We start from the raw sequence: 17,632 nt of genomic DNA on the forward strand, positions 1-17,632 counted from the left end.
TTACGGAGCGTAGCGCAGCTTGGTAGCGCGTCTCGTTCGGGACGAGAAGGTCGCTGGTTCGAATCCAGTCGCTCCGACCAATCCGATCCGCAAGGATCACCCCAAAGCCCGCCCAGTGCGGGCTTTGTTGTTTCTGGGGTTTGGCTTTGGCGCTCCCAAAGGAGCTCCGCCCTCCCCCCTCTATCGCCGACTCAGCGCCAGCTTCGCGGCGAACAGCAGGAAGACCACGCCCGTCACCCGATCCAGCCAGCGGATCACCGCGGCCTTGCGCAGGGTCTCGCCCAGGGTGCGAGTGGTGCCGATCAGGGTCAGGGACCAGAGCAGGCCCAGCGCCACATGGATGGCGACCAGGCCAAAGGTCCAGGCGATCGGGGTTGGCCCTGGGGAATGAACTGGGGCAGGAAGGACACATAGAAGATGCCGACCTTGGGATTGAGCACATTCCCCAGCATCCCCTTGAGAAACCAGTTGGAGCCTGAGCCGCCCTCGCCTGCCGTGGGTGCGATGGCATCACGGGGACGCAGCAGCAGGTTGAGCCCGAGCCAGCAGAGGTAGGCGGCGCCACAGTATTTGAGCAGCGTATAGGCCATTTCCGAGACCGCCAGCAATGCGCCCAGGCCAAAGGCCACGGCGGCGCCCCAGAGCAGGCAACCGGCATTGATCCCCAGGGCCGCGCGCCAGGCCTGGGCACGGCCTTCTACCGCAGCCGTGCGCAGGATCAGCGCAGTATCTAGACCCGGGGTGAGGGTGAGCAGGGACGCGGCCAGGGTGAAGGCCAGCAGGTTGTCGGCGAGGGACATGACGGGACTCGTTTCGGCTGGAGAGACTCGAAACGGTAGCACGGGGTCAGGGCGACGATCAGCCTGCGCTTGAACTGGCCTGGCCGCCCGCAGGCGGCCAGGCCAAGGCTCAACCGGCGGCGCGGAAGGCGGGTTCCTGGTCGGCGATGTAGCGCGCGGCGGCGCGTCGGGCTTCCAGTTCGAAGGCCTGGGGATTGCGATCGACGATGCGCTCCAGAGTGCCGCGAGGGATGCCGTCGGCTTCGAAGTCGGTGCGGCACTGCAGGGCGCCGGCGTGGCAGACGTTGCGCTCGACCGCCTCGATCAGACCACCGGCGCGCAGGGTCTTGACGATGTTGTGGGGCAGGCGACGGCTGCGGCGCAGGGCGGCCGTGGCCATGGCCAGGACGTCGAGGATCTCGTTTTCCACCGGGGTGAAGGGGCCGTTGCCGAGCTTGCCCTTCTGCATCAGGTAGCGGCGCGAGAGCAGATTGCCCTGGCGTTCGAGGGCTTCTCGCGCGGCCAGGTCGAGGCGACCGCGGCTTTCCAGGCTGCGCTCCAGCGCAATGAGAAATTCCCAATCGGTGATCTGAGAAATCTGGGTGATGACTGCGTCCATGAAGCGCTCCTTGCCAGTCGGGAATAGATGGCACATTGATAGCGTTCAGCGCATTTGGTTCCCTGCAAAACAGGCATGCCGACGGACGTCATATCATTTAGCCAGTCGCGACCCATCGGGGCCGACGAGCGTGTCTATTCGGGGGACGAAAGGAGTGACGACAAGACCCGGGGAGGCAGCCCGTACACGCCGCCCTGCCCCATCAAGCAGGACGCTAGCGACGCGGCAGCAGGCTCTCGACCAGTTGGCTGAGGTCGGCCACGCTCCAGGGTTTGGGCAGGAAGGCGGCGCGTCGCGGCAGGATGGCGAGATCCTGGTCGATATAGCCGGAAATGATGATGAAGGGCACCGTAGGCCAGCTGACGGCGGCCAACTGGGCGAAGGCCAGGCCGTCCAGCATGCCCGGCACGTTCACGTCGGCGATGACCATCTTGGTATCGCTGCCGCGGGTGTCCATATGAGCCATCGCTTCATCGCTGGAAGCGACCGCCACGACATTCAGCCCCTGTTCGGTAAGGATTTCGGTCAGCAGCTCGCGCTGCCCCGGATCGTCTTCCAGAACAAGAATTTGTCTTTGTATTTCAAGGCTTCTTGGCTTCATGGCAGGTCAGACAGCAGAGGTTGAAGAGGTTCTCCCGAAACTTACCTAACGGTCACCTGAGGCAGGTGAGCGGTACGCTGGCAAATTGCCGCCAAAGCCGCGCCAGCCCTGGCTTTCAGCCCCGAAAACGGCGGTGCCAGAGGGTCTCGTGAGGGGTATAAATGAAGTTTTTTCGCCGCTTGGCTGTCTGAGGGGCAAGACGACCAATTTTGCCTGCGCAAGGATTCCGCCCCCGTGAGCCAGAAGCACCCACCCCGCAAGGCGCGGGTCGACAATTCCGCGACGAGCGATGTTTCGCACGAGGGCAAGAACATCTTCTTCGCCGCCGTGGAAACCACGCGGATGCCGATGCTGATTACCGACCCCAATCAGCCGGACAACCCGATCCTGTTCGCCAACAATGCCTTTACCGAGATGACCGGCTACCAGGTGGACGAACTGCTCGGGCGCAACTGCCGTTTCCTGCAAGGGCCGGAAACGGATCGCTCGGTGGTCGCCCAGGTTCGTGAGGCAGTGGAGCAGAAGCGCGAGATCTCGGTCGAGATCATCAACTACCGCAAGGACGGGTCGACCTTCTGGAACGCGTTGTTCGTCTCGCCGGTGTACAACGATGCGGGCGAGCTGACCTATTACTTCGCGTCCCAGCTGGATGTCAGCCGGCGGCGCGACGCCGAGGATGCCCTGCGCCAGGCACAGAAGATGGAGGCGCTCGGCCAGCTCACCGGCGGTATCGCCCACGACTTCAACAACCTGCTGCAGGTGATGATGGGCTACATCGACATCATCCAGCGCACCGCGGAAAAGCCCAGCTTCGACCAGGAGCGCATCGTCCGCAGCGCCACCCACGCCAAGTCGGCGGCGGAACGTGCCAGCACCCTCACCCAGCAGCTGCTGGCCTTTTCGCGCAAGCAGAAGCTCGAAGGTCGGGTGCTCAATCTGAACAACCTGATCCGCACCTCACATGAACTGGCGGAGCGGACCCTGGGCGACGTGGAAATCCGTACCCAGCTGGACCCCGAGCTGTGGAATTGCCGCATCGATCCGACCCAGGCCGAGGTGGCGCTGCTCAACATCCTGATCAATGCCCGCGACGCCCTCGCCGATTGCCCGCAGCCCAGCGTGGGCATCGAGACGCGCAACGTCGAGGTGCGCGAACTGGCGAACATGTCCTATGACGGCCTGATGCCCGGTCGCTATGTCAGCCTGGCGATCACCGACAACGGTCATGGCATGCCCGCCAGCATCCGCGACCGGGTGATGGACCCCTTCTTCACCACCAAGGAAGAAGGCAAGGGCTCGGGCCTGGGGCTGTCGATGGTCTATGGCTTCGCCAAGCAATCCGGCGGCACGGTGCGCATCTATTCGGAAGAGGACGTCGGCACCACGCTGCGCCTGTATTTCCCAGTGGACGACAGCCTCATCACCCATCAGCAGGCGGAGCAGCGTTCGGAGCGCCGCAGCGGTACGGAGCGCATCCTGGTGGTGGAAGACCGCCCGGATGTCGCCGAACTGGCCAAGCTGGTGCTGGAAGACTATGGCTACACCGCGCAGATCACTTTCAATGCCAGCGAGGCGCTAAAGGTGCTGCGCGAAAGCGAGCAGCCGTTCGACCTGCTGTTCACCGACCTGATCATGCCGGGCGGCATGAACGGCGTGATGCTGGCGCGGGAGGTCAAACGCCTGCACCCGGGGATCAAGATCCTGCTCACCACCGGCTATGCCGAGAACTCGTTGGAGCGCACCGATATCGGCGGCTCGGAGTTCGAGGTGATCTCCAAGCCCTATATCCCCAACGATCTGGCGCGCAAGATTCGCCGGGTGTTGGATGGGCCGAACGGAATCGCCTGATCCCGGCGTCCGGGCTTGCCAGTGCCTGGCGGCCTGGCGAGGCTGTGCCCTGTGGGAGTGGCCGGCGTCGGGCCAGGGTATTAGACTTACTATAGTTCAGTGCGGATCTCGTCTCCGCCCTTTCTCGCCGTCGACGCGCGGCATGACATTATCACTGCCTGCACCTTGCCGCCAGATGCCCGGGTTTGCCCCGGAGCTCAGGCTGGGCCGCGCTCATGCTGTCCCTTTCGCTTCCGCCACCTTGAGGTCCGGTTACCCATGAATTCCCCCAGCCCGTCAATTATCGCGACAGGCAATACCGGTCTGGACCAGGTGTTGCGCGGTGGTTTGCCCCGCGATCGACTCTATCTGCTCGAGGGCACCCCGGGTTCGGGCAAGACCACCCTGGGCCTGCAGTTTCTCTTCGAAGGGGTACGTCAGGGCGAGTCGGTGCTCTACATCACCCTGTCGGAAACCGGCGAGGAATTGCAGAGCGTGGCCGAATCCCACGGCTGGAGCCTGGACGGCGTAGCGCTGTTCGAACTGTCTGCGGCCGATGCCGTGCTGGGCGGCGCCCAGGAGCAGACCATCCTGCATCCCTGGGAATCCGAACTGGGCGATACCATCGAGCTGATCCAGGCGCGGGTGGACGAACTCAAGCCGACTCGCCTGGTATTCGACAGCCTGTCGGAGATGCGCCTGCTGGCCCAGGATCCCCTGCGCTACCGCCGGCAGGTACTGGCGCTCAAGCAGTTCTTCGCCGGACGTGGCATCACCGTGCTGCTGGTGGACGACCTGACCACCAGTCCGGGCGGCCGCGACAATCACCTGCACAGTCTCTGTCACGGGGTGCTGACCCTGGAGCGCCTGACCCTGGACTTCGGCGCCGCCCGGCGCCGTCTGCAGGTCCAGAAGCTACGCGGTCGGGACTTCATTGCCGGCTACCACGACTTCACCATCCGCCGTGGTGGGTTGGAAGTCTATCCGCGCATGATGGCCGCAGGGCGCTATGAGGAATTCCTCGGCGCGGCCGTCCCCAGCAACATCCAAGACCTGGACGCGCTGCTGCACGGCGGGCCCTTGCGCGGCACCAGCACCCTGATCACCGGTCCGGCTGGTGCCGGCAAGACGACCTTGGCACTGCAATATGTAATGGCCGCCTGCGCGCGCGGGGAAAGGTGCGCGATCTATGAATTCGACGAGCGCATCGGCACCCTGCTCAAGCGCGCGGAAAGCATGGGGATGCCGCTGCTGCGCTATATCGAGGAAGGCCTTCTAGTGGTCCACCAGATTCATCCCGCTGAGTTGTCTCCGGGCGAATTCGCCTGGCGCGTGCGGCAGGACGTGGAGGAAAACAACTGCCGGATGCTGGTGCTGGATAGCCTCAATGGCTACCTTGCCGCCATGCCCCAGGAGCAGCAGCTGATCCTGCAGTTGCACGAATTGCTCTCCTACCTGAGCCAGTCCGGGGTGGTGACCTTTCTCATCAATCCCCAGCATGGCCTGGTCGGCTCGATGACATCCAATCTGGATATCTCCTACATCGCCGATACAGTGGTGCTGGTCCGCTTCTTCGAAGCGCACGGCCGCCTGCGCAAGGCCATTTCCATCCTCAAGCATCGCGGCGGCGGGCATGAGGATGCGATACGGGAATTGCGCATCGACACCCAGGGCATCCGAGTGGGTCAGCCACTGGTGGACTTCCGCGGCGTGCTGACCGGCACTCCGGAGTACTTCGGTGCCAGGCAGCCCCTGATGGAAGAGCGCGATTGAGCGAGTTCAAGACGCCTGCCTGCGAGCTGATCATCTGTGCCCCGCTCCGCGGTGACGCGGCAAGCCTGCAGCGGCTTTTCACCCCGGGCTATCTCACCCGCCACGTTTCCAGCCTCGACGAGGTCGCGGCGGCCTTGGGCGACGACACCGGCATCATCGTCTTCACCGAGGAAGCCCTGCGCCAGGACCTGAACGCCCTGGCGGAGGCACTGGAGCAGCAGCCGGCCTGGTCGGATATCCCGCTGGTATTGCTGGCTTCCGACGCCAAGCGTTCGGGGCGTGGCAACGATCTCCTGCGCCAGCAGCTGCCGGCGGCGACCACCAACCTGGTCATCCTCGAACGGCCGCTGAGTGGCGCCTCGCTGCTGAGCAGCATCGCGGCGGCCTGGCGTTCGCGCCTGCGGCAGTTCGAGATGCGCGACCGCCTCGCCGAACTCGCCCAGGAACGCGAGCGGCTGCAGACGCTGCTGGAGAATCTGCCGGTCGGGGTGTGCTTCATGGATGCCGAGGGGCGGACCCTGGTCAGCAATCCCTACTATGAGCAGTATGTGCCGGGGCAGCGCATTCCTTCCCGGCAGCCCGAGGAAATGTCGCGCTGGACCGCGCTCGACGACAGTGGCCGACTGCTGCCACCCGAGCGTTTTCCAGGTGCTCGGGCGCTGGCCGGCGAGCGGGTCAAGGGCCAGGATTTCTATCACACCAGCGCAACCGGCGAGGAATCCTGGCTGCGGGTGAGCGCGGTGCCGCTGCACGACGCCGGCCAGCAGATCATCGGGGCGACCACGGTGATCGCCGATGTCAGCGACGAGAAGCGCGCCGAACTGGCGTTGCGGCGCTTCAACGAAGAACTGGAACTCCAGGTCGAGGAGCGCACCCGCACCCTGGCGCTTACCCTCAGCGAATTGCAGCGGGAAACCGCCGAGCGCAGTCGTGCCGAAGAGCAGTTGCGCCAGTCGCTGAAGATGGAAGCGGTCGGCCAGCTTACCGGCGGCATCGCCCATGACTTCAACAACATGCTCACCGGGGTGCTGGGCGCCCTGGATCTGATGAAGATCAAGAACAAGGGCCAGCTCGCCGGCCTTGAGCGCTACATGGAGGCCGCCCAGCACTCGGCGCACCGGGCGGCGGCGCTCACCCAGCGACTGCTGGCCTTTTCCCGCAGACAGTCGCTGGAATCCCGGCCAATGTCCGCCAACGAACTGATCCTGGCGCTGCAGGAATTGTTGCAGCGCACCGTGAGCGAACAGATCTCGGTAGAGCTGACGCTGGGCGAGGACCTGCCCTGGATCCTGGCCGACGCCAACTAGCTGGAGAATGCCCTGCTCAACCTGGTGATCAACGCCCGGGATGCCATGCCGGATGGCGGCGTCGTCACCCTGGCGACCTCGCTGCTAACGGTCACCGAGCCGGGGACCGACGACGATGCCCTGGCCCCGGGCGACTATGTCTGCATCGAGGTGCGGGACAGCGGGACCGGTATTCCGGAGCGACTGCTGGACAAGGTGCTCGAACCCTTCTTCACCACCAAGCCCCAGGGCCAGGGTACCGGCCTGGGGCTGTCGATGGTCTATGGCTTCGCCCGGCAGAGCAATGGCCGCCTGACCCTCGCCAGTGACGCTAGCGGAACCAGGGTGTGCGTTTATCTGCCCACGGCGGAACAGCGCCGCGAGCCGCAACGGTCCGACCCGGTTGAGTTCGTCCAGGGTGCTGGCCAGACCATCCTCCTGGTGGAAGATGACGATGCGGTACGGCTGGTCAATCAGGAAGCCCTGGAGGCCCTGGGCTATCGGGTATGGAGCGCGGCCGAAGGCAAGGCCGCGTTGCGCGCGCTGGATCAGATTCCCCACCTGGATCTGCTGGTGACCGATGTCGGCCTGCCGGGCCTCAATGGCCGCCAGCTGGCGGAAGTGATCCAGCAGCTCAGGCCGCGGCTGCCAGTGCTGTTCCTGACCGGCTACGCCGAGGGCGCGCTCAGTAGGAGCTCCTTCCTGGGTGGTAACATGGAGCTGATGACCAAGCCCTTCACCCTGGACCAGCTGGCCGCGCAGGTCGCCGCCATGCTGGCCGGATCCGCCAATCGGGCCGTGGTGCCCTCCTGAGGGCGCCGCCACCCCGCGACCAGACCAAGGCACCCATGACCACCCAGATCCGCCCCGCCCGCCGCGAAGACGCCACCCGCATCCACGAACTGATCGTCGAGCTGGCCGACTATGAGAAGGCCGTCCACGAGGTGCTGGCCAGCCCGGCCCAGATCGAGGCGACGCTGTTCGCCGCCGACACCCCGACCCGGGCGCTGGTGGCCGAGCACGACGGCGCGGTGGTGGGCTATGCCGTGTATTTCTACAGCTATTCCACCTGGCTGGGCCGCAACGGCATCTACCTGGAAGACCTCTATGTGAGCCCCAGCGCCCGTGGCACCGGCCTCGGCAAGGGGCTGCTGCGCGAACTGGCCCGGGAAGCGGTGGCCAATGACTGCGGCCGCCTGGAATGGAGCGTGCTGGACTGGAACACCCCGGCCATCGACTTCTACGAAAGCCTGGGCGCCCAGGCCCAGAGCGAGTGGGTGCGCTATCGCCTGGATGGCGCAGCGCTACGGGATTTCGCGGAGAGTGGGCGGTAGGATTCACAGGTTGGGTTGAGCGCCAGCGAAGCCCAACGCAACGGGACGCGACATTGGTAGTGTTGGTTGCGGTTATGACGATCCGCTGCTGCCAGGAGACGCCAATCGCGGCCATGGGCCGCTCCTACCGGTTCCGATTCCCCTGTAGGAGCGGCCCATGGCCGCGATCAGCGCCGTAGCGTGGAAAACGGCGCAGCCTTTTCCACCGGGGACTGCGGCATGGGGCGTACCCTCACCCCAGCCCTCTCCCAAAGGGAGAGGGGGTTGTCCGAGTGAGGATCAGCGTCGTAGCGTGGAAAACGGCGCAGCCTTTTCCACAGGAACTGCGGCATGGGGCTTACCCTTACCCCAGCCCTCTCCCAGAGGGAGAGGGGGTTGTCCGAGTAAGGATCAGATCTTTGTCAGTCCTGAAAATCGCAGGCGACCGGCACAAGCCTGTCCGCATCGCCAGACCACCGGACCGCCCTGACCAACACCCGTTACCGATCCGCCAGTTCCACCTGCGCCGGGCGGCGCTGCATCAGCACCTTGCCGTTGCGGATGGAATACAGCGGCAGGCCCTGGCTGCGGACCATCTCGTAGTCGCTGTCGGCGGAGAGCACCAGCAGGTTTGCCGGCCGCCCCTCCTCCAGGCCGTAGCGATCGCCCAGGCACAGGGCCTTGGCGCTATTGACCGTGACCAGGTCCAGCGCCGATTGCAGGTTGCGATAGCCGAGCATGTGGCAGATGTGCAGCCCCGCTTCCAGCACGCGCAGGATGTTGCCGTTGCCCAGCGGATACCAGGGATCGACGATGGAATCCTGGGCGAAGCAGACGTTGAGGCCGGCCTCCAGCAACTCGTTGACCCGGGTCACGCCGCGGCGCTTGGGAAAGCTGTCGAAGCGCCCCTGCAGGTGGATGCTCTCGGTCGGGCAGGAGACGAAGTTGATGCCGGCATGGGTCAGCAGGCGAAACAGCTTGGCGCAGTAGGCGTTGTCGTAGGAGCCCATGGCGGTGGTGTGGCTGGCGGTGACCCGCGAACCCATGCCGCGGCTGCGCGCCTCTTCGGCCAGCACCTCGAGAAAGCGCGAGTGGGGATCGTCGGTCTCGTCGCAGTGGACGTCCACCAGGCAACCGGTGCGCTCGGCCAGGTCCATGAGGAATTTCACCGAGCTCACGCCCTGGTCGCGGGTGTATTCGAAGTGCGGGATGCCACCGACCACATCCGCGCCCAGGCGAATGGATTCCTCCATCAGCTCGCGGCCATTCTTGAAGGACTCGATGCCCTCCTGGGGAAAGGCGACGATCTGCAGGTCGATCAGGTGGGCGGTTTCCTCGCGCACCTCCAGCATGGCCTTGAGTGCGGCCAGGGACGGATCGGTGACGTCGACGTGGGTGCGCACGTGCTGGATGCCGTGGGCGGCCAGGGCGCGGATGGTGCGCGTGGCGCGGGTCTTGGTGTCTTCCTGGGTGATGGTGGCCTTGCGCTCGCCCCAGCACTCGATGCCTTCGAACAGGGTGCCGCTCATGTTCCAGCGCGGCTCGCCGGCGGTCAGGGTGGCGTCGAGGTGGATGTGCGGCTCGACGAAGGGCGGCACCACCAGGTTGCCGGCGGCGTCGATGTCGTCCGGCCCCACCGCGGGGGGCATGAGCTGCTCAGCGATGGCGGCGATGCGCCCGCCTTCGAGGCGGATGTCATGGAGGCCTTCACGGTCACGCAGGCGGGCGTTGAGGATGCGCATGGTCGATCTCCTAGAGCGAAGCGGGGGCGGCGGCACGACGACCGCGACTCATGCCATTGAACACGCCATAGCCGAGCGCCGCCACCCCGATGCCCACCAGGGGCGCCACCCAGGGCGAACCGAAGGCGGCCAGGGTGCCAAGGCCATAGGCCGCCAGCCCCGGCCAGTTGTAGTGCGGCAGGCGGGCCTCGGCGAGCAGCGGATAGCGCCCGCGATGACGCAGCCAGAAGTCGGCGACGATCACCCCGCCGATCGGCGGGATCACCGTGCCGAGCAGCACCAGGTAGGGCACCAGCAGGTCGTACATGCCCAGCACGGCCAGGGCGGTGCCGATCAAGGCGCCGGCCAGGGTCATCGTCTTGCGGCGGCTGGTGCGCACCAGGTTGCAGCCGGCCACGGCGAAGTTGTAGATGGTGTTGTCCTGGGTGCTCCAGATATTGAGCAGCAGCATGGCCAGGGCGGCGGTGGCGAAGCCCTGCAACATCAGCACCTCCACTACGTCGGGTTGCTGGTAGACGATGGCGCCATAGGCGCCGATCAGCACCATCAGGCCGTTGCCGATAAAGAAGCCGATCAGGCTGGCCAGCACCGCCACCCGGGTGGAGCGGGCGAAGCGGGTCCAGTTGGTGGCCTGGGTTGCGCCGCTGACAAAGGTGCCGAACACCAGGGTGATGGCGGTGGAGAGGTCCAGGCTGGCGCTGGGCTGGATCGCCAGCAGGCCGGCCAGGCCGCCGGCCTTGGCGGTGGTCACGCTCATGGACAGGATCAGCAGCAGCGCCATGGCCGGCACGGCGATCCAGGAGAGGATCTCCAGGCCGCGGTAGCCGATGTAGGCGGTGGCGCAGAAGCCCAGGCCGAACACCGCCATCAGTGCCGGCACCGCGCCCTGCTCCAGGCCGAAGTACTTGCCCAGCACCACGGCAGCGGTGGCCGTACCCCAGGCGTACCAGCCGATCTGGGTGAAGCCGAGGATGAGGTCGCACAGCTTGCTGCCGCGCTCGCCAAAGGCGAAGCGCCCCATCAGCACCGAGTTGAGGCCGCTGCGACAGGCAATATGGCCGAGGGCCGCGGCATAGAGACCCAGCAGCAGATTGCCGAGGGCGATCACCAGCAGCAGGTCGGCGAAACCGAAGGCCACCCCCAGCTTGCCGCCGGCGAACATGGTGGCGGTAAAGAAGGTGAAGCCCAGCAGCACCATTGCCAGGGAGGCCAGCCCCTTGCGGGCGTGGGGCGGGACTTCGCTCAGGGGATAGTCGTTGCCGGCGTTGCTCATATGGGACTCCTCGGGATGGGCGTACCGGTCCTGTAGCAGTGGCCATGCCAGACCCGGCCAAGGGGCGTGGCAGAGCCCAGGGTCGCATGACGAAGCCTTTACCGGGGCCCGCCTTTGGTGCAAGGCGGCATCCCGTGCCTTGGCCGGGGGCGGTCAAGTGTGAGACGGTTGCCGCGGCCGTCCTACAAGGAAAAGATCATGACCACGCCACGCCTCGCCGTCCTGGGTTCCGGTCTCATGGGCATCGGCATCGCCGTGCACCTGGCGCGCCACGGCCATGCCGTGCGGCTGCAGGACGTCGACCCCGCCCGCCTCGCCGAGGTGGCCGCCACCGCGCGCACCCTGCTCGCCGAGCTGGAAGAAGCCGACATCGCGGTGGACACCGAGGCGGTCATCGGCCGCCTGACCACCACGACCGACCTGGCCGAGCTCGCCGACTGCGACCTGTTGTTCGAAGCCGTGCCCGAGCGCCTGGAGCTCAAGCACCGTCTCTATGCCCAGCTCGAAGCCGTGCTGCGTCCCGATGCCCTGATCGCCAGCAACACCAGCGGCCTGCCACCGGACGAGCTGGCCGCGCACCTGCGTCATCCCGAGCGCCTGCTGATCGCCCACTTCTGGAATCCGCCGCACTTCATTCCCCTGGTCGAGCTGGTGCCCGGCATGGCCACCCTGCCCGCGCACCTGGAGGCCGTGCGCCAACTGCTGGAAGCCGCCGACCTGGAGGCCGTGGTCTTGCAGCGCGCCATTCCCGGCTTCGTCGGCAATCGGCTGCAATTCGCCCTGCTGCGCGAGGCCCTGCACATCGTGCAGAGCGGCGCGGCGGATGCCGAGACGGTGGACCGGGTGATGCGCGCCTCCCTGGGGCGGCGCTATGCCATGGTCGGGCCGCTGGAAGCGGCGGACATGGGTGGCCTGGATACCTTTCGCGACATCGCCCGGCATCTCTGGCCGACCCTGGCGCGGGACGAGGCGCCGCTGCAGCTGCTGGACGACCAGGTGGCGGCCGGCCGCACCGGCCTGCGGAGCGGCCACGGCTTCTATGACTGGGACGCCGCGCGGCGCGAGCGCATCGTCCAGCGACGCCTGCACCAGCTGCGCCATGCGCTGAAGCCATGAGCCGCACCCCGCCGGGCCTGCCCGGGCTGGAAGACTACGCCGACATCCGCCAGCGGGCGATCCGCTCGCTGTTCGAGATCATCGAGCAGACCAGCAACGGCACGGTGATCGTCGACCGCGAGGCGCGCATCGTCTGGATCAACCAGAGATACGCCCAGCACTTCGGCCTGCCGGATGCCGCCGCTGCCATCGGCCAGCCGGTGGAACAGATCATTCCCCACAGCCTGCTGCGCGAGGTGGCGCGCAATGGCCAGCCGATCCTGCTGGACATGCTGGAGACCCGCAACGGACCGCTGGTGGTGATGCGCCTGCCGATCCATACCGACGAGGGCGAGTTGATCGGCGCCATCGGCTTCGCCCTGTTCGACCAGTTGCAGCAACTGGCGCCGCTGGTGACCCGCTACCTGCGCATCCAGGAAGAGCTGGCCACCACCCGGCGTTCGCTGCAGCATGCGCGCACCGCCAAGTACGGCTTCGGCCACTTCGTCGGCAGCGGCCCGGCCAGCCTGGAGGTCAAGCGCCGCGCCCGGCGCGCCGCCGCCAGCGAGGCCGCGGTGCTGCTGCTGGGCGAGACCGGCACCGGCAAGGAGTTGCTGGCCCACGCCATCCACGGCGCCTCGCCACGCGCCGGACGGCCCTTCGTCAGCATCAATGCCGCGGCCATCCCGGAAAGCCTGCTGGAAGCGGAATTCTTCGGCACCGCGCCCGGCGCCTTCACCGGCGCCGAACGACGGGCCCGCCCAGGCAAGCTGCAGATCGCCCAGGGCGGCACCCTGTTTCTCGACGAGATCGGCGACATGCCCCTGGCCTTGCAGGCCAAGCTGCTGCGGGTGCTGCAGGAAAAGGAGTACGAACCGCTGGGCTCCAACGAGGTGCTGGCCTGCGACGTGCGCATGATCGCCGCCACCTCCCGTGACCTGGACGTCGCCGTGGCCGAGGGGCGCTTCCGCGCCGACCTCTATTACCGGCTCAACGTACTGCCGATTCGCATCCCGCCGCTGCGTGAACGCCTCGAGGACCTGAAGGTGCTGGCCGAGGCCATCCTCGACAGCCTGCCCCCGGTCAGCGGCCAGCCCATGCCCGCACTCACCGCCGACGGCCTGGCCCTGCTGCAGCGCCAGCTCTGGCCCGGCAACGTGCGCGAGTTGCGCAACGTGCTGGAACGCGCCGTGCTCCTGGGTGACGACAGCCAGCTGGACGCCGTGGCGCTGGCGGCGGCCCTGGGCATCGCCCCTGCCACCTCGACGACGTCCGAGTCGGTCAGTTACCGGACCGGCGAAAGCTACGCAGAAGCCCGCCAGCGCTTTGATCGCGAGCTGCTGCAAAGCGCGCTGGCCGACTGTGGTGGCAAGGTGGACGAAGCCGCCCGCCGCCTGGGTCTGGGGCGGTCCACGCTATATAAGAAGCTGGTGGCGCTAGGGCTGACGTCTCATATTTAAGACAAATCTCTAAAAAGAGACTTTCTGCAGGAGCGGCCCATGGCCACGATAGATTGCTAATCGCGGCCATGGGCCGCTCCTACAGAGTGATGCGTAGGTTGGGTTGAGACGGCCTTATCGTCGAAGCCCAACATGAAAGGCCGTGGGCTGATGTTGGGCTTCGCTTTGCTCAACCCAACCTACAGGGTCCAGCTTTTGAGACAATCTGTCGGCAGCTGACAACGATCGAAATAAAAGCTCATACAAAACAATAGCTTATAAAGCTGGCACGGTTCTGGCTCCTGCATTCCGGCGATCCTGCATCGCCCCTATAACAACAAGAACCGCTTCGCCCCAGGCGAAGCTCTAGGAGAAGCCATGAGTGTCCTGATTGCACTCGCCGCCCTGGCGCTGCTGATGTTCGCCGCCTACCGGGGTTTCAGTGTCATCCTCTTCGCCCCCCTGGCCGCCCTCGGCGCCGTGCTGCTCACCGATCCGTCCGCCGTGGCGCCCGCCTTCACCGGAGTGTTCATGGACAAGATGGTGGGCTTTCTCAAACTCTACTTCCCGGTGTTCATGCTGGGCGCGCTGTTCGGCAAGCTGATCGAGCTGTCGGGCTTTTCCCGCGCCATCGTCGCCGCGGCCATCCGCCTGCTCGGTCGCGAGCGCGCCATCCCGGTGATCGTCGCGGTCTGCGCCTTGCTCACCTATGGTGGCGTCTCGCTGTTCGTGGTGGTCTTCGCCGTCTATCCCTTCGCCGCGGAGATGTTTCGCCAAAGCGACATCCCCAAGCGGCTGATCCCGGCGACCATCGCCCTGGGCGCCTTCTCCTTCACCATGGACGCCCTGCCCGGCACGTCGCAGATCCAGAACATCATTCCCACCAGCTTCTTCCAGACCACCGCCTGGGCCGCGCCGTGGCTGGGCCTGGCCGGTTCGCTGTTCGTCATCGCCGTGGGCCTGACCTACCTCGGCAGCGCTCGCCGCAAGGCCCGCAACAGCGGCGAAGGCTATGCCAGCGTGCCGCTGCGCAACGAACCCGAGACCGCCGCCGACCTGCCGCTGCCCAATCCCTGGCTGGCCCTGGCGCCGCTGGTGCTGGTGGGCGTGCTCAACCTGCTGCTGACCCGCTGGATTCCTGACTGGTACGGCGCCACCCATAACCTGGCCTTGCCCGGCATGGCCAAGCCGGTAACCCAGGAGGTCGCCAAGCTGACCGGTATCTGGGCGGTGGAAGGCGCGTTGCTGGCAGGCATCCTGCTGGTGCTGGCGACCGGCTTCGGCGCCATCCGCGGGCGACTGGCCGAAGGCAGCAAGACCGCCGTTTCCGGCGCCCTGCTGGCGGGCATGAACACGGCCTCGGAATACGGCTTCGGCGCGGTGATCGCCGCCCTGCCCGGCTTCGTGCTGTTCGCCCAGGGCCTCAAGGCCATTCCCGATCCGCTGATCAACGAAGCGGTCAGCGTGACCCTGCTGGCCGGTATCACCGGCTCGGCGTCCGGTGGCATGAGCATCGCCCTGGCCGCCATGAGCGACACCTTCATCGCCGCCGCCAACGCGGCCGGCATCCCCCTGGAGGTGCTGCACCGGGTGGCGGCCATGGCCAGCGGCGGCATGGACACCCTGCCGCACAACGGCGCGGTCATCACCCTGCTGGCGGTGACCGGCCTGACCCATCGCGAAGCCTATGGCGGCGTGTTCAAGATCACCCTGATCAAGACCGTGGCGGTGTTCTTCGTCATCGCCCTCTACTACCTGACCGGCCTCGTCTAAGGAGACCACCATGGACCTCACCGGCAAGACCGCCCTGGTCACCGGCTCCACCAGCGGCATCGGCCTGGGCATCGCCCAGCGCCTGGCCGCCGCTGGCGCCACCCTCATCCTCAACGGCTTCGGCGATCCCGCTGCGGCCCAGGCCAGCCTGCCCGGCCGCAGTGGTTTCCACGGCGCCGACCTGTCCAGGCCGGAAGAGATCGAAGACCTCTTCGCCTACGCCCAGCGCAACTTCGGCGGCGTCGACATCCTGGTCAACAACGCCGGCATCCAGCACGTGGCGCCGGTGGAAGACTTTCCGGTGGAGCGCTGGGACGCGGTGATCGCCCTCAATCTCTCGGCCGTTTTCCACACCACCCGCCTGGCGCTGCCGGGCATGCGCGAGCGCGAATGGGGCCGTATCGTCAACATTTCCTCGGTGCACGGCCTGGTGGCCTCCACCGGCAAGGCCGCTTATGTCGCCGCCAAGCACGGCGTGGTGGGCCTGACCAAGGTCACCGCGCTGGAGACCGCCCGCACCGGCATCACCTGCAACGCGCTCTGCCCGGGTTTCGTGCTCACCCCGCTGATCCAGCAGCAGCTGGACAGCCGTGGCAGCGATCCGGACCAGGCACGGCGCGACCTGCTCAGCGACAAGCAGCCGTCGCAGGAATTCGTCACCACCGACCAGCTGGGCGAGCTGGCGCTGTTCCTGTGCAGCGACGCCGCGGCCCAGGTGCGCGGCGCCGCCTGGACCATGGACGGCGGCTGGACCGCCCAATAACGACCCGAGGATCTCCATCATGAACAAGCTCTATCCCAACGCCGCGGCTGCCCTCGACGGGCTGGTCAGCGACGGCATCACCCTGGCCGTGGGCGGCTTCGGCCTCTGCGGCATTCCCGAGGCGCTGATCGCCGCCCTGCGCGACACCGGCGCCCGCGAACTGACCGCCATCAGCAACAACGCCGGGGTGGACGGCTTCGGCCTCGGCCAGCTGCTGGAGACCCGGCAGATCCGCAAGATGATTTCCTCCTACGTGGGCGAGAACAAGGAATTCGAGCGCCAGTACCTGGCCGGCGAACTGGAACTGGAATTCACCCCTCAGGGCACCCTGGCCGAGAAATTGCGCGCCGGTGGCGCGGGCATCCCGGCGTTCTACACCCGCACCGGCTACGGCACCCTGGTGGCCGAGGGCAAGGAGGTCCGCGACTTCAACGGCCAGCCACATGTCATGGAGCTGGCGCTGACCGCCGACGTGGCCCTGGTCAAGGCGCAGCGCGCCGACAAGGCCGGCAATCTGGTCTTCAACAAGACCGCGCGCAACTTCAATCCGCTGTGCGCCATGGCCGGTCGCGTCTGCGTGGCCGAGGTGGAAGAGCTGGTGGAGGTCGGCGAGCTGGATCCCGACCAGATCCACCTGCCCGGCATCTTCGTGCAGCGCCTGGTGGTCAACGCAAGCCCCGAGAAACGCATCGAGAAACGCACCCTAAGCGAGGAGAAGTAAGATGGCATGGACCCGCGAACAGATGGCGCAACGCGCCGCCCGGGAGCTGCAGGACGGCTTCTACGTCAACCTCGGCATCGGCTTGCCGACCCTCGTCGCCAACTACATCCCCGCTGGCATGGACGTCTGGCTGCAATCGGAAAACGGCCTGCTGGGCATCGGCCCCTTCCCCACCGCCGAGACGGTCGATCCGGACCTGATCAACGCCGGCAAGCAGACCGTCACCGCCCTGCCCGGCAGCAGCTATTTCGACAGCGCCGCGAGCTTCGGCATGATCCGCGGCGGCCACGTCAACCTGGCCATCCTCGGCGCCATGCAGGTGTCGGAGAAGGGTGATCTGGCCAACTGGATGATCCCCGGCAAGATGGTCAAGGGCATGGGTGGCGCCATGGACCTGGTGGCCGGCGTGCAGCGCGTGGTGGTGCTCATGGAGCACACCGCCAAGGGCGCCCACAAGATCCTGCCGACCTGCGACCTGCCGCTGACCGGGGTCGGCGTGGTCGACCTGATCATCACCGACCTGGCCGTGCTGGAGGTGACCGAAGGCGGCCTCAGGCTGGTGGAACTGGCCGAAGGCGTCAGCCTCGATGAACTGTGCGCCGCCACCGGCGCCCCCATCCAGGCCTGA

At 66.4% G+C, this 17,632-nt stretch carries 16 protein-coding genes, 1 tRNA gene and 1 pseudogene; 13 read left to right on the forward strand and 5 right to left on the reverse strand.

Annotated features, from left to right (window positions below; all coding sequences use genetic code 11):
* The first annotated feature begins 3 nt into the window (after positions 1–3).
* Positions 4–80 (forward strand) — tRNA-Pro (locus FHR73_RS08770).
* Between the two features lie 100 nt (positions 81–180).
* Here FHR73_RS08770 and FHR73_RS08775 read toward each other — a convergent pair.
* The 3 genes and pseudogenes from FHR73_RS08775 to FHR73_RS08785 form a co-directional block, all read right to left on the reverse strand.
* Positions 181–800: pseudogene (locus FHR73_RS08775) on the reverse strand (LysE family translocator).
* Between the two features lie 109 nt (positions 801–909).
* Positions 910–1,398, reverse strand: a complete 489-nt coding sequence (locus FHR73_RS08780; RefSeq protein WP_027597570.1) for a hypothetical protein — start codon at positions 1,396–1,398, stop codon at positions 910–912.
* Positions 1,399–1,612: 214 nt separating this feature from the next.
* Positions 1,613–1,930, reverse strand: coding sequence for a response regulator (locus tag FHR73_RS08785; RefSeq protein WP_260175687.1), 318 nt, complete (start codon positions 1,928–1,930; stop codon positions 1,613–1,615).
* On the opposite strand from FHR73_RS08785, the gene FHR73_RS22540 reads away from it, so the two are divergent.
* From FHR73_RS22540 to FHR73_RS08805, 6 genes are all read left to right on the forward strand, one after another.
* A complete protein-coding gene (locus tag FHR73_RS22540; RefSeq protein WP_260175697.1) occupies positions 1,856–2,023 on the forward strand; it encodes a hypothetical protein in 168 nt (55 codons plus the stop codon). The genes FHR73_RS08785 and FHR73_RS22540 overlap by 75 nt on opposite strands.
* Before the next feature lie 210 nt (positions 2,024–2,233).
* Entirely contained in the window at positions 2,234–3,847 is a 1,614-nt protein-coding gene (locus FHR73_RS08790; protein WP_183630516.1) for a hybrid sensor histidine kinase/response regulator, read from the forward strand.
* A gap of 258 nt (positions 3,848–4,105) precedes the next feature.
* Positions 4,106–5,599, forward strand: a complete 1,494-nt coding sequence (locus tag FHR73_RS08795; RefSeq protein WP_183630517.1) for an ATPase domain-containing protein — start codon at positions 4,106–4,108, stop codon at positions 5,597–5,599.
* A complete protein-coding gene (locus FHR73_RS22545; protein ID WP_260175667.1) occupies positions 5,596–6,906 on the forward strand; it encodes a PAS domain-containing protein in 1,311 nt (436 codons plus the stop codon). The genes FHR73_RS08795 and FHR73_RS22545 overlap by 4 nt, the downstream gene beginning before the upstream one ends.
* A gap of 12 nt (positions 6,907–6,918) precedes the next feature.
* Positions 6,919–7,698: a response regulator gene (locus FHR73_RS22550; protein WP_311629813.1), complete on the forward strand. Its 780-nt coding sequence runs from the start codon at positions 6,919–6,921 to the stop codon at positions 7,696–7,698.
* Between the two features lie 35 nt (positions 7,699–7,733).
* The gene (locus FHR73_RS08805; protein ID WP_183630518.1) at positions 7,734–8,219 is read left to right on the forward strand and encodes a GNAT family N-acetyltransferase; all 486 of its coding nucleotides are present in this window, start codon (positions 7,734–7,736) and stop codon (positions 8,217–8,219) included.
* 479 nt (positions 8,220–8,698) lie between these two features.
* Here FHR73_RS08805 and codA read toward each other — a convergent pair whose 3' ends face one another.
* Both codA and codB read right to left on the reverse strand, forming a co-directional pair.
* Positions 8,699–9,940, reverse strand: a complete 1,242-nt coding sequence (gene codA / locus FHR73_RS08810; RefSeq protein ID WP_183630519.1) for a cytosine deaminase — start codon at positions 9,938–9,940, stop codon at positions 8,699–8,701.
* Positions 9,941–9,950: 10 nt separating this feature from the next.
* Complete coding sequence (gene codB, locus FHR73_RS08815) at positions 9,951–11,213, reverse strand: cytosine permease (RefSeq protein WP_183630520.1); 1,263 nt, start codon at positions 11,211–11,213, stop codon at positions 9,951–9,953.
* Between the two features lie 198 nt (positions 11,214–11,411).
* Between codB and FHR73_RS08820 the strand changes: the two genes are divergently transcribed.
* The 6 genes from FHR73_RS08820 (at position 11,412) to FHR73_RS08845 (ending at position 17,632) form a co-directional block, all read left to right on the forward strand.
* Complete coding sequence (locus tag FHR73_RS08820; protein ID WP_183630521.1) at positions 11,412–12,329, forward strand: 3-hydroxyacyl-CoA dehydrogenase family protein; 918 nt, start codon at positions 11,412–11,414, stop codon at positions 12,327–12,329.
* On the forward strand, positions 12,326–13,768 hold the full coding sequence (locus FHR73_RS08825; protein WP_183630522.1) for a sigma-54-dependent Fis family transcriptional regulator: 1,443 nt from the start codon (positions 12,326–12,328) through the stop codon (positions 13,766–13,768). The genes FHR73_RS08820 and FHR73_RS08825 overlap by 4 nt, the downstream gene beginning before the upstream one ends.
* A 357-nt stretch (positions 13,769–14,125) precedes the next feature.
* Positions 14,126–15,520, forward strand: coding sequence for a GntP family permease (locus FHR73_RS08830; protein ID WP_183630523.1), 1,395 nt, complete (start codon positions 14,126–14,128; stop codon positions 15,518–15,520).
* Between the two features lie 10 nt (positions 15,521–15,530).
* The gene (locus FHR73_RS08835) at positions 15,531–16,283 is read left to right on the forward strand and encodes a 3-hydroxybutyrate dehydrogenase (protein ID WP_183630524.1); all 753 of its coding nucleotides are present in this window, start codon (positions 15,531–15,533) and stop codon (positions 16,281–16,283) included.
* A gap of 19 nt (positions 16,284–16,302) precedes the next feature.
* Positions 16,303–17,004 carry a CoA transferase subunit A gene (locus tag FHR73_RS08840; RefSeq protein ID WP_007162850.1) on the forward strand — a complete coding sequence of 234 codons (702 nt, stop codon included), beginning with the start codon at positions 16,303–16,305 and terminating at the stop codon, positions 17,002–17,004.
* A 1-nt stretch (position 17,005) separates the two neighbouring features.
* Entirely contained in the window at positions 17,006–17,632 is a 627-nt protein-coding gene (locus FHR73_RS08845) for a CoA transferase subunit B (protein ID WP_183630525.1), read from the forward strand.

The organism is Pseudomonas sp. AS2.8 (genome assembly GCF_014190935.1).
Classification (GTDB): Bacteria; Pseudomonadota; Gammaproteobacteria; order Pseudomonadales; family Pseudomonadaceae; genus Chryseomonas.

Bases quoted from the DNA above. Each gene is read 5' to 3' on its own strand.
- FHR73_RS08845 (WP_183630525.1), top strand. From the start codon at position 17,006: ATGGCATGGACCCGCGAACAGATGGCGCAACGCGCCGCCCGGGAGCTG.
- FHR73_RS08840 (WP_007162850.1), top strand. From the start codon at position 16,303: ATGAACAAGCTCTATCCCAACGCCGCGGCTGCCCTCGACGGGCTGGTC.
- FHR73_RS08795 (WP_183630517.1), top strand. From the start codon at position 4,106: ATGAATTCCCCCAGCCCGTCAATTATCGCGACAGGCAATACCGGTCTG.
- codB (WP_183630520.1), bottom strand. From the start codon at position 11,213: ATGAGCAACGCCGGCAACGACTATCCCCTGAGCGAAGTCCCGCCCCAC.
- codA (WP_183630519.1), bottom strand. From the start codon at position 9,940: ATGCGCATCCTCAACGCCCGCCTGCGTGACCGTGAAGGCCTCCATGAC.
- FHR73_RS08825 (WP_183630522.1), top strand. From the start codon at position 12,326: ATGAGCCGCACCCCGCCGGGCCTGCCCGGGCTGGAAGACTACGCCGAC.
- FHR73_RS08835 (WP_183630524.1), top strand. From the start codon at position 15,531: ATGGACCTCACCGGCAAGACCGCCCTGGTCACCGGCTCCACCAGCGGC.
- FHR73_RS22540 (WP_260175697.1), top strand. From the start codon at position 1,856: ATGAGCCATCGCTTCATCGCTGGAAGCGACCGCCACGACATTCAGCCC.
- FHR73_RS08830 (WP_183630523.1), top strand. From the start codon at position 14,126: ATGAGTGTCCTGATTGCACTCGCCGCCCTGGCGCTGCTGATGTTCGCC.
- FHR73_RS08780 (WP_027597570.1), bottom strand. From the start codon at position 1,398: ATGGACGCAGTCATCACCCAGATTTCTCAGATCACCGATTGGGAATTT.
- FHR73_RS08805 (WP_183630518.1), top strand. From the start codon at position 7,734: ATGACCACCCAGATCCGCCCCGCCCGCCGCGAAGACGCCACCCGCATC.
- FHR73_RS08820 (WP_183630521.1), top strand. From the start codon at position 11,412: ATGACCACGCCACGCCTCGCCGTCCTGGGTTCCGGTCTCATGGGCATC.